General features: G+C 55.3%; 10 protein-coding genes and 1 other RNA gene. 3 read left to right on the plus strand and 8 right to left on the minus strand.

Annotated features, from left to right (window positions below):
- Positions 1-22: 22 nt before the first annotated feature.
- From sufE to sufA, 6 genes are all read right to left on the minus strand, one after another.
- Positions 23-445, minus strand: a complete 423-nt coding sequence (gene sufE, locus ID864_RS17955; protein ID WP_048916170.1) for a cysteine desulfuration protein SufE — start codon at positions 443-445, stop codon at positions 23-25.
- Between the two features lie 67 nt (positions 446-512).
- Positions 513-1733: a cysteine desulfurase SufS gene (gene sufS, locus ID864_RS17960; protein ID WP_191150027.1), complete on the minus strand. Its 1221-nt coding sequence runs from the start codon at positions 1731-1733 to the stop codon at positions 513-515.
- Positions 1730-3010, minus strand: a complete 1281-nt coding sequence (sufD, locus tag ID864_RS17965; protein ID WP_048916172.1) for a Fe-S cluster assembly protein SufD — start codon at positions 3008-3010, stop codon at positions 1730-1732. The genes sufS and sufD overlap by 4 nt, the downstream gene beginning before the upstream one ends.
- On the minus strand, positions 2985-3731 hold the full coding sequence (gene sufC, locus ID864_RS17970) for a Fe-S cluster assembly ATPase SufC (protein WP_048916173.1): 747 nt from the start codon (positions 3729-3731) through the stop codon (positions 2985-2987). Before sufC ends, sufD begins: the two co-directional genes overlap by 26 nt.
- Before the next feature lie 55 nt (positions 3732-3786).
- A complete protein-coding gene (gene sufB, locus ID864_RS17975) occupies positions 3787-5280 on the minus strand; it encodes a Fe-S cluster assembly protein SufB (protein ID WP_048916174.1) in 1494 nt (497 codons plus the stop codon).
- A gap of 5 nt (positions 5281-5285) precedes the next feature.
- Positions 5286-5660, minus strand: a complete 375-nt coding sequence (sufA, locus tag ID864_RS17980; protein ID WP_048916175.1) for a Fe-S cluster assembly scaffold SufA — start codon at positions 5658-5660, stop codon at positions 5286-5288.
- 390 nt (positions 5661-6050) lie between these two features.
- On the opposite strand from sufA, the gene ID864_RS17985 reads away from it, so the two are divergent.
- Positions 6051-6455 carry a hypothetical protein gene (locus ID864_RS17985; protein ID WP_048916176.1) on the plus strand — a complete coding sequence of 135 codons (405 nt, stop codon included), beginning with the start codon at positions 6051-6053 and terminating at the stop codon, positions 6453-6455.
- 57 nt (positions 6456-6512) lie between these two features.
- On the opposite strand, the gene ID864_RS17990 is transcribed toward ID864_RS17985, so the two are convergent.
- Entirely contained in the window at positions 6513-6932 is a 420-nt protein-coding gene (locus ID864_RS17990) for a hotdog fold thioesterase (protein WP_048916177.1), read from the minus strand.
- The gene (gene ydiJ, locus ID864_RS17995) at positions 6932-9991 is read right to left on the minus strand and encodes a D-2-hydroxyglutarate dehydrogenase YdiJ (protein ID WP_191150028.1); all 3060 of its coding nucleotides are present in this window, start codon (positions 9989-9991) and stop codon (positions 6932-6934) included. Before ydiJ ends, ID864_RS17990 begins: the two co-directional genes overlap by 1 nt.
- 250 nt (positions 9992-10241) lie before the next feature.
- Between ydiJ and ydiK the strand changes: the two genes are divergently transcribed.
- Both ydiK and rprA read left to right on the plus strand, forming a co-directional pair.
- Complete coding sequence (ydiK, locus tag ID864_RS18000; protein ID WP_048916179.1) at positions 10242-11366, plus strand: AI-2E family transporter YdiK; 1125 nt, start codon at positions 10242-10244, stop codon at positions 11364-11366.
- Between the two features lie 264 nt (positions 11367-11630).
- Positions 11631-11740: antisense sRNA RprA (rprA, locus tag ID864_RS18005), an RNA gene on the plus strand.
- Positions 11741-11778 lie beyond the last annotated feature (38 nt).

Below are 11778 nucleotides of genomic sequence, written 5' to 3' on the forward strand. Positions count from 1 at the left end.
GCTTACCGGGTAGTGTAGCAACTCAGCCCTGAGTTAAAATCAGCGCTTTCTGACGTATGGCACGAATCATGGCTTCCAGCCCCTGCGAGCGGGATGGGGTGAGCTGCTGCGTCAGGGAGAGATCGGCGAACCACGGGCGCACGTCGAAGTCGACAATCTCCTGCGGCGTCATCTTCTGATAGAGAGCAAAAACGATAGCAATGAGGCCCTTAACCAGCGCGGCATCGCTGTCGCCCTGCAGGCGCACACAGCCACTTGCATCGGTATCAACCACTATCCACACCTGGCTCTGACAGCCGGGTACGATATTTTCCGGCTGCTGCAGGGAATCAGACGATTCTGGCAGGCGTGCGCCTAATTCAATGATGTAGAGATACTTTTCTTCCTGGTTGGCGCAGCGGTTAAAGTTGCGCACCAGCTTGTCTTTATCTGGCAGAGTTGCCATTGCTTCCTCACTTAAAAACGAAGGGGCGAGGCATGCCTCGCCCCTGCGGGTCGGTGCGGGTTGAAACTTAACCCAGCAAACGGTGAATACGTATTAAACCTGCGACCAGACGGTCGACCTCATCTTCGCTATTATACAGCACAAACGAGGCGCGACACATTGCCGGCACCTGATAGTGGTGCATCAGCGGCATGGCGCAGTGGTGGCCGGTACGAATAGCGATGCCGTACTGATCGAGGAAGCTGCCAACGTCAAAAGCGTGATGCTTGCCGAGGTTAAAGGCAATGACGCCGGAACGCTGACGTGGACCATAGATCACCAGATCCGGCACCGTGGCCAGTTTTTCCAGTGCATAGTGCATCAGCTGCTGCTCGCGCTCGGCAATGACCTCCAGCCCCAGTTCACTCACCCACTTCAGCGCAGCACCCAGACCAATGATAGCGCCGGTGTTCGGTGAGCCAGCTTCGAAGCGCCACGGCGCGGCGGCGTAAGTGGTGCCTTTCGTCAGGCTGACGGTGGCGATCATCGATCCGCCCCCTTCCCACGGTGGCATCTGGTCCAGCAGGGCTTTGCGGCCATACAGAATACCAATACCGGTCGGGCCGTAAATTTTATGCCCGGAGAAGACATAGAAATCACAGTCCAGATCCTGCACGTCGACCTGCTGATGCATAATCGCCTGTGCGCCGTCGATCAGAGTCGCAACACCCGCCGCCCTGGCCTGAGCCACCAGCGTTTTTACCGGGTTTTCAGTGCCCAACACGTTGGAGACGTGAGTCACGGCCAGCATGCGCGTACGGCTGTCCATCAGCGCAGGGAGCTGCGCAACGTCCAGCTCGCCATTGGCGGTCAGCGGGATAAAACGCACTTCCGCGCCGGTACGCTCAGCCACCATCTGCCACGGTACGATGTTGGCGTGATGCTCCATCTCCGTGATGATGATGTTGTCGCCTGGCTGCAGCTGACTGCCGCCCCAGCTGCTGGCTACCAGATTAATCGCTTCGGTGGTGCCTTTAACAAACACAATCTCTTCCGCTGAGGCAGCGTTGAGAAACTGTGCTGCCTGTACGCGCACGTTTTCCATCTCGGTGGTCGCTTCCGCGCTCAGCGTATGGATACCACGATGCACAGCGGCATAGCCGTGCTCGTAGAAACGACTTTCGGCGTCAATGACGACCTGCGGCTTCTGCGCGCTGGCGGCACTGTCGAGATAGGCCAGCGGTTGCCCGTTGACCTCGCGCGTCAGTAACGGGAATGCCGCCCGCACACGGGCCAGGTCAAAACTCATTGCAGGCCTCCAGGAAAACGCTGTGCAATGCGCTGCATCACAGCCTCTTTCAGCGTTTCATCATTGATGGCTTCGGTCAGCTCAGCGGCAAAGGCGTAAATGATCATGCGCTGCGCTGCGGCTTCGTCGATACCGCGCGAGCGCAGATAGAACATCTGCTCTTCGTCGATACGACCGATGGTCGCGCCGTGTCCGCACTTCACGTCATCCGCGTAGATTTCCAGCTGCGGTTTGGTGTCCACTTCCGCCAGACGACCTAACAGCAGGTTGTTGTTGCTCATCTGCCCGTCGGTCTTCAGCGCGTACTTCGCCACTTTGATATGACCGTTGAATACGGCACGCGCACGGTCACGCACGATAGTTTTGTGCAGCTGACGGCTCTGACAATACCCTTTGTTGTGCTCAAGATAGGTACGGCTGTCGCACACTTCTTTATCCAGCGGCAGCATCAGGCTGTTAATCACCAGATCGCTGCCCTCGCCTTCCAGCTTGCTGCTGGTGTTGTGACGGGTCAGACCGGCACCCAACAGGAAGCTGTGGCTCTGCACGCGCACATCACGGCCCAGGGTCAGATCGTTGTGTGAGAAGTGGTAGCTGCTCTGATCTTCAAAGCACAGGTTGTAGTGCGTCAGCGCCGCGTTATTGCCCACGTTGGCGGTAAAACGCGCCCCGGTGAAGTGGGTGCTGGCGTTCAGGCTGAGGTAGTGCTCAATCACCGTCGCTTCAGCCGCTTCATCCAGCTGCAAATGGTGGCGATAGTGCGAAGTGTTCATCTCACCTTGCGCGCTGCCGCTGCTGATATGCAGCAGGTAGAGCGGACGGGCAGCAGCTTTGCCACGCGCCAGATGAATGGTAGTCACCTCTTCAGCCAGGCTCTCGGTCAGATGCAGGAACACTTCAGGCTGGATAGGTGCGTCGAGTTCACGACGCTCAGCAGCCTGAGTCACCTGAATATCAAACAGATCAAACTCGGCATCACTCAGCTCAGGGGCGAAGCGGCCATCAACAAACACCAGGCGCACGGCATCAATTGCCAGCGCCTGAGCGTCGACCACATCCGCAGTCAGCACGGCGGGTTTTGGCAGCACGAAGTGGTGGGCCAGCAGTTGATCCAGCGGCGTGTATTTCCAGTTTTCCTGCTTACGCGTTGGCAGGCCTACGCGCAGCAGCTGCTGCCAGTGCTGTTGTGCCTGCATTGAGCGGTTTTCACCGCGCGTTTCAAACAGGTGATGCCACTGTTGCAGCGCGTTTTCACTCTTCGTCGGTAAGCCAGCCATAGCCTTGCTCCTCCAACTGTTTCACCAGTGAGAAATCCCCTGATTTAACGATCTTGCCCTGATACAGCACGTGGACGAAATCGGGCTTGATGTAGTCAAGAATACGCTGGTAGTGGGTGACGATAATAAATGAGCGCTTGCCGTCGCGCAGGCTGTTGACGCCGTTGGAGACAATTTTCAGAGCATCGATGTCCAGACCGGAGTCGGTTTCATCCAGAATGCACAGATCCGGCTCCAGTGCCGCCATCTGCAGAATGTCATTGCGCTTTTTCTCACCGCCGGAGAAGCCCACATTGACCGAACGGGTCAACAGATCTTCAGGCATTTTCAGCAGGTGGATTTTCTCTTCGATAAAGTCCTGGAAGTCAAAACGGTCCAGCGCTTCCTGCTCGCGGTATTTACGCACCGCGTTTACCGAGGTTTGCAGGAAGAACTGGTTGCTGACGCCTGGAATTTCAACCGGGTACTGGAAGGCCATAAAGATGCCTTCACCGGCGCGCTCTTCCGGGTCAAGCTCCAGCAGGTCTTTGCCTTTGAACTCGACGGAACCGCCGGTCACTTCATAATCTTCACGTCCTGCCAGCGTGGCAGAAAGCGTGCTTTTCCCTGAGCCGTTCGGCCCCATGATGGCGTGCACTTCCCCAGGTTTGATTTCAAGATTCAACCCACGCAGGATAGCTTTGTCTTCAACGCTGACCTGTAAATCTTTGATGCTTAACATAAGGTTTCCTTCGCAGTGCTTTCCAGCACTGTTGATAGTTCTTGTGCGCGCAGGGTTAGCCCACGCTGTGTTCCAGGCTGATCGCCAACAGTTTCTGCGCTTCCACCGCAAACTCCAGCGGCAGCTCCGAGAAGACATCCTTGCAGAAGCCGTTAACAATCATCGAAATCGCATCGTCTTCGCTGATCCCGCGCTGCAGGCAGTAGAACAGCTGGTCTTCGCCGATGCGTGAAGTCGTCGCTTCATGCTCCAGCTGCGCGGTGTTATTGCGCACCTCCACATAAGGGAAGGTATGGGCTCCGCATTCAGCACCAATCAGCATTGAGTCGCACTGGGTGAAGTTACGGGCGTTGGTCGCCGTCGGCATGATCTTCACCAGGCCGCGATAGGTATTCTGGCTGGTTCCAGCCGAGATCCCTTTCGAGATGATGGTCGATTTAGTATTTTTACCGATGTGGATCATCTTGGTGCCGGTATCCGCCTGCTGGCGGCCGCTGGTCAGCGCCACGGAGAAGAACTCACCGATGGAGTTATCACCGCGCAGGATCACGCTCGGGTATTTCCAGGTAATGGCCGAACCGGTTTCCGACTGCGTCCAGGACATTTTGCTGTTTTCGCCTTCACACAGCGCACGCTTGGTCACAAAGTTGAGGATACCGCCTTCAGAATCGCCGCCGGAGAACCAGTTCTGCACGGTGGAATATTTCACTTCAGCATCTTTATGGATAATGACCTCTACCACTGCGGCATGCAGCTGATAGGTGTCGCGCACCGGTGCGGAACAGCCTTCGATATAGCTGACATAGCTACCTTCATCGGCAATCAGAATGGTACGTTCGAACTGGCCGGTTTTCGCCGCGTTGATGCGGAAATAGGTCGACAGTTCCATCGGGCAGCGCACGCCTTTCGGGATATAAACGAAGGTGCCGTCAGAGGCGACCGCCGAGTTCAGCGCGGCAAAGAAGTTGTCATTGGCCGGAACCACTGTGCCGAGGTACTGCTGCACCAGTTCAGGATGATCGTGAATCGCTTCGCCGAACGAGCAGAAGATAATCCCCTCTTTCGCCAGCTTGTCGCGGTAGGTGGTAGAGACAGAAACGGAGTCGAAGATGGCATCAACCGCCACTTCCTGCCCTTCACGCACCGGCACACCGAGCTGCTTAAAGGCGTCTTCCACTTCCTGCGTCAGATAATTGGGCGCATCACCGGGTGAGGCCTGGGTAGCCCCTGGCTCAGAGGCGCAGCTATCATCGCAGTTGCCGCAGGACGGCGCGGAGTAATAGCTGTAATCCTGATAATCCAGCTTTTTGTAGTTGGCTTTCAGCCAGTGTGGCTCTTCCATCTCCAGCCAGGCAGCAAATGCCTTCAGGCGGAATTCCAGCATCCACTCAGGTTCATTACGTTTGGCCGAGATGGCGCGCACCACATCTTCATTGATGCCGTGCTCGAACTCTTCGGTTTGCAGTTGGGTAAAGAAGCCCTCTTTGTACTTCTGCTGGCCGCCTTCCCAAACCTGTACATCATCAGATGCGTCAGTATTACGAGACATAGTATTCACTCAACGCCAAAGCTCTCACCACAGCCGCAGGCGTGTTGAGCTTTAGGGTTATTAAATTTGAAAATCTGGTTCAGGCCTTCGCGCACGAAATCAACTTCCGTGCCGTCGATATAGGGCATCGCCTGCAGGGGCACGATCAACGCCGCGCCGTTATGGCTGAACACCAGATCATCCGCCGCTGACTCTTTCACCATATCCATGGTGTAGCCGAAACCGGCACAGCCCGAGGTCTTCACACCCAGCTTGAGTCCCTTGATTTCAGGGTCACCGGCAGTCAGGTTAATGATTTGTTTGGCTGCGCTGTCTGTTAGCGTCAGTCCTTTCCAGATAAAGTCATCTGGAGAAAAAGTGGCAGGATTTGCTGATTGCATAATTTACCTCGCGATACGATAGCCCTTCGGGCTAGTGCCCCTATGTTAGTGATAACCTGAATCACTTCAACCTCTTGTTTTGCAGGGATAAAGGCCAAAGATGCTTTTTAGAGGCTGTTTTATAAGTTTAGACCCTGAAAAACAGAATGCGATCTGCCTCACGAGCCGAACCCTGCGAAAGATAAGCGATTGAAAATAAGATGTTTATATTTTGTTATCACCTGTTAGTTCTTAATAAGAACTATTTTAACCCTTTTGAACGCCCCGCTTATCGTTATCACCGATTTTTCTGAGAGGCGGCATTAATCGATAAAAATTCGCTCACAGTGATTGAATAATGTCGCAGTTATAATATGATAATGATTATCATTAGCGCGACTGGAACCAGCAATGAATCTGTCGATGAGTGCATGGCTGCAACATAAAATTGATCAGTACAAATTTTCCGTACGTGATATCACCGTCGATTTCTACATGGCGCAGGCTAAATTAAACCGCCCGGAGTGCACCATAGAACAGCTGCGCAAGTTCAACGATACCTGTCTGGACATGGCCGAACTCTGTCAACTTAACGGCGACGATCAAAGTTATCTGCACGCAATGGGCAAACTTCATCAACGGCTGGTTATTGAACTAAGCGACACGACACGCGAACGGCTCTATCGGATGCAGGCCTGGCAGCTGGCGCGTCACTCCCTGAGCCGCTTGTGTCATCAGCTGGCGCTGAACGGCGAATGGGATAAAGCTACCCTGCTGCAAAGCGAATTCGTCAAGCACGCTTCATGGATTATGTGATTCTGTAGACCAGTATACCGTGTGCAGGCGATAGGAAAAACCCCGCAAAAAGCGGGGTTATGGCGTGATTACTGCCGTGGTTAAGCGAGAAGTACAGCATAATCTGTCGCTAACGTCGAAAATCTCGATTTGCCAGACCTGATGGCGGCGACCAATATGCACCGCTCGACAAATTCCGCGCACCTCACCGTCACGTGCGGAGCGCAGGTGGTTAGCGTTGACTTCCAGGCCAACCACCTGCTGCTCACCTTCAGTACACAGATAGCCCGCCATTGAGCCTAGCGTCTCCGCCAGCACCACCGAAGCACCGCCATGCAACAGCCCGAACGGCTGACGGGTTCGACTATCCACCGGCATCAGCGCCTCGATACTCTCTTCATTCAGCGCGGTGAAACGGATGCCGATATGCGCCACCATCGTTCCCTGGCTGCGCTGATTAAGCTGCTCAAGCGTGGCTGCGCGTTTCCAGATAGCCATCAGATAATCTCCAGTAAAGCCTGCAGAGGGTGGCGCACACCGCTACCTTCAATGCGCTTAACCTGGCTGCGGCACGAGTAGCCGGTCGCCAGACAGCGCTGGCGCGGCAGTTTTTGCATCGCCTGCTGCCAGGATAGCTCATAAATCCCCAGCGAGTTCTGCAGATTTTTCGATTCGTGGCCGTAGGTTCCGGCCATACCGCAGCAGCCGACGCTGACATTTTCCAGCCGGGCACCAAAGCGGGCGAAGATGTTTTCCCACTGCTTTACCGATCCCGGCAAGGCGGTCACTTCGGTGCAGTGGCCAAACAGATACCACACTTCACCCTGCGCCGCTTGCACCGTGCTGTTCACTTCAGGCAGCGCGTTATGTAGCCACTCATGCACCAGCTGAACCTGGAACTCGCCGCGCTTATCGCCCAGCACCTGGTGGTACTCATCGCGATAGCACAGCACCAGCGCCGGATCGACACCCACCATTGGCAACTCAAGGCGTGCCACCCGATTCAGGAAGTCTGCGGTTTTCTCTGCGGTGCGCGCAAACTGCTGCAGGAAGCCTTTGATATGCTGCGCTTTACCGTTGGGTGAAAACGGCAGCACCACGGCGCGGTAGCCGAGCTTTTCAATCAGCTGGACAAAATCAGCCACCAGCTGCGCTTCGTAGTAGCTGGTAAAGGGATCCTGTACCACCAGTACCTGCTTGGCGCGCTGCGCCGGGCTCATCTGCTCCAGGCTTTCCAGCGTGGTGCTCAGCGCACGGTGCCCGGCCAGCTGCTGCTTGAGCGTCGGCGAAGAGAGCAGCGGAAGATCGACCATACCGATATGACGCTTGCTCAGCGATTTCACCCACGGCTGACGCAGGAAGAAGTTAAAGGTTTTAGGCGCTTTCGCCATCAGCGGCGCATAGCTTTCTACCGTGGCCACCAGATAGTCACTGGCCGGGCGCAGGTAGCGAGTGTGGTAGAGCTGCAGAAAGCGCGAGCGGAAGCCCGGCACGTCGATTTTAATCGGGCACTGAGTCGAGCAGGCTTTACACGCCAGGCAGCCTGACATCGCCTCTTTCACCTCGTGCGAAAAGTCATACTGCCCGCGTTTTGCCTGCCAGCTATTGCGCGTGCGCTGGATCATCCCGCGCAGGCTGACGCCCTGCTCCGGCAGCTGTTTCTCCAGCAGCAGCGGATCCACACCCTGCTCCGCCAGCAGGCGCAGCCATTCACGCGTCAGCGTCGCGCGCCCCTTCGGCGAGTGCATACGGTTGGCGGTGATCTTCATCGACGGGCACATCGGGCTTTTCACATCGAAGTTAAAGCAGAGTCCGTTGCCATTACACTCCATCGCGCCGCGCCAGTCGCTGCGCACGTTAATCGGGATCTGGCGATCGTAAGTACCCCGCTTCACGGCATCGACCTTCAGCATTGGATCATCCACCCCCAGCGGCGCACAGATTTTACCCGGATTGAGACGATTAGCGGGATCGAACGCCGCTTTAATACGGCGCAGCTCTTCATACAGCTGCGGGCCGAAGAAGGAGGGGCTGTACTCCGCACGGAAGCCTTTCCCATGCTCCCCCCACAGCAGGCCGCCATAGCGAGCCGTCAACGCCACCACTTCGTCGGAGATCTGCTTCATCAGCATCTCCTGCTGCGGGTCACACATATCCAGCGCCGGGCGCACGTGCAGCACCCCGGCATCGACATGGCCAAACATGCCATAGCTGAGATTGTGCCCATCGAGCAGCGCCCGGAACTCCACAATATAGTCCGCCAGGTTGTGCGGCGGCACGCAGGTATCTTCAACAAACGGGATTGGCTTGGCGCGGCCTTTGGCGTTACCCAATAGCCCGACCGCCTTTTTACGCATGCCGTAGATGCGCTCAATGCCGGAGATGTCATCACACAGCTGATAGCCAATCACGCCGCCCTCACGCGTCGCCATCAGCGTATCAAGCCGGGCGCACAGCGCCTCAACCTGGCCATCAATCAGCGGCTTATCATTCCCTGCGAACTCGACCATATTCAGTCCGAGCATCTCTTTATCCGGGACGTCGGTAATCAATTCGCTAACCGAGTGCCAGACGATATCTTCACGCGCCAGATTCAGGACTTTCGAGTCGACGGTTTCTACCGACAGCGCTTTCGCTTCCACCATAAAGGGGGCATTGCGCAGCGCGGAGTCGAAGGAGTCATACTTAATATTGACCAGCCGCCGCACTTTCGGGATCGGGGTAATATCGAGCTTCGCTTCGGTAATAAAGGCCAGCGTCCCTTCCGCACCGCACAGAATGCGCGTCAGATCGATGTTTTGCAGATCGTCGCTCAGCACGTGGCGCAGATCGTAACCCGTCAGGAAGCGATTCAGTTTGGGAAATTTATCGATAATCAGCTGGCGCTGCTGACGGCAGCGATCCAGCACCACGCGGTAAATATTACCCTCGGCACCCGGCTGCTGCGCCAGCACTTCAGCCTCGCTCACCGGCATCGTGCGGGTGTCCAGCACCTCACCGCCCAGCAGCACGGCTTTCAGCCCCAGCACATGGTCTGAGGTTTTACCGTAAACCAGCGAACCTTGCCCGGAGGCATCGGTGTTAATCATACCGCCCAGCGTGGCGCGGTTGCTGGTCGACAGCTCAGGGGAGAAGAAATAGCCAAACGGTTTAAGGTAGGCATTGAGCTGGTCTTTTACCACGCCAGCTTCAACTCTTACCCAACCCTGTTCGACATTGATCTCGAGAATATTCTTCATATGCCGCGACATGTCGACCACGATACCCTGATTTAACGACTGTCCGTTGGTGCCAGTGCCGCCACCGCGCGGGGTAAAGCTCAGGGTACGGTATTTCTCATCAGCTGCCAGGCGGGCAATCAAGGCCACATCGGCGCTGGAGCGGGGAAAGAGGACAGCATCAGGCAGCAGCTGATAGATGCTGTTGTCGGTGGACATAATCAGCCGATCGGCATAGCTGGTGGCCGTATCGCCGGTAAATCCGTGCTGCTTTAACGCATCCAAAAAATTCAGCACCGGTTGAACGAGGCCGGGTGCCTGGGAAATCTGTGGGATCATTATCGGGTGACCAAAAAGTTGTGTGAATCGTTTGCGTTGCTCAAATGGCGCAGTTATCCGTTTTATCACATTTTTTTATCACCTGCCGTTATTTCAAAAAATGAGGCAAAAGAATAACCTGTTGTCTCTGTCACAAAATCATTTAATACATCATGCTTAAGCAGTCAGGCTCAGCGTAACCGCTTTGCTGGCACTGATTTTAGAGAGATATCGCATCATTGTTCTTTTTACTTGAGGTCACTTTTCGTCAATGAAAAACGCGCAAACAGGCTGGGATTTACCGCAGATCATTTTCTCGTTGCTGTTTATCAGCATCATGATCGTCGCGTGCTTTTGGGTCGTACAGCCATTTATTCTCGGCTTTGCCTGGGCCAGCATGGTGGTGATCGCCACCTGGCCCCTGATGATCAAAATTCAGGGCCTGCTGTGGGGCCGCCGCGCGCTGGCCGTGTTAGCCATGACCATTCTGCTTATCCTGGTGTTTATTATTCCCATCGCCATGTTGGTTAACAGCCTGGTAGAGAACGGCGGCCCCCTGCTGGCGTGGCTGACCTCCGGCAAGCTGCAAATGCCCGATTTACACTGGCTGCGTGAGATCCCACTGGTCGGCAGAAAGCTCTATTCCGCCTGGCACAAGCTGGTGGCCGGTGGCGGCAGCGCCATTATCACTCAGGTTCAGCCTTATATTGGCCGCACTACCGGCTTTTTCTTTGCCCAGGCCGGGCATTTTGGTCGCTTTATGCTGCACATCGGTCTGATGCTGCTGTTTAGCGTGCTGCTTTACTGGCGTGGTGAACAGGTCGGTCACGGCATTCGCCACTTCGCTTTCCGCCTGGCGTCACGTCGCGGCGATGCAGCGGTGCTGCTGGCCGGTCAGGCGATCCGCGCCGTCGCGCTCGGTGTGGTGGTGACCGCGCTGGTGCAGGGCGTGCTGGGCGGCATTGGGCTGGCGATCTCCGGAATTCCTTATGCGGCCATTTTGACGGTACTGATGATTCTCTCCTGCCTGGTACAGCTCGGTCCCTTGATTGTGCTGGTCCCGGCGATCGTCTGGCTTTACTGGAGTGGCGATACCACCTGGGGCACCGTGCTGCTGATCTGGAGCTGCGTGGTAGGAACACTGGACAATGTTCTGCGCCCGATGCTGATCCGCATGGGGGCCGATTTGCCGATGATCCTGATACTCTCGGGGGTTATTGGCGGGCTGGTGGCGTTTGGCATGATAGGATTATTCATCGGGCCAGTGGTGCTGGCGGTCTCATACCGCCTGGTATCCGTCTGGGTGCATGAGTCGCCCCCTCCAGAAGAGGATGCGCTGGCCGTGGTGGAAGAGCTGGCCGAAATAGAAGCCGAAACGCACCAGCCAAAACCATAATTTTGTCAATTCTGCGGTCGGTAGTCCCGGCCGCAATCATTAGCCATCAGAATACTTACCCGCCGTGAATTAAGAATTCCATTAACGATATTTATCTCTAAACCCCCTTTTTTAGCCTTTTCAACATGACTTAACCTATATTGCTCATATTTTACCCATCTTTTTCAGCACTGTGGTGGGCAATCCGAGTTAAAAGATTATCACTTTTAAACTAATAAGAGGATTCTTAAAGACTCCAGGAACGCGGTTGCATAGTATGGATAACAAGTTTGAGATCAACCCACTGATTTTTAAACAAAGCATTTCCCCCTGAGTGAAGTACAGAATTGCTGTGTGTAGTCTTTGCCCATCCCCTGTGATGGGCTTTTTTTTTGGCTAAAATTTGCGATAAAAAAAGGCTAACCAGAGAGTG

Origin of the sequence: Erwinia aphidicola (assembly GCF_014773485.1) — a bacterium.
Lineage (GTDB): Bacteria > Pseudomonadota > Gammaproteobacteria > Enterobacterales > Enterobacteriaceae > Erwinia > Erwinia aphidicola.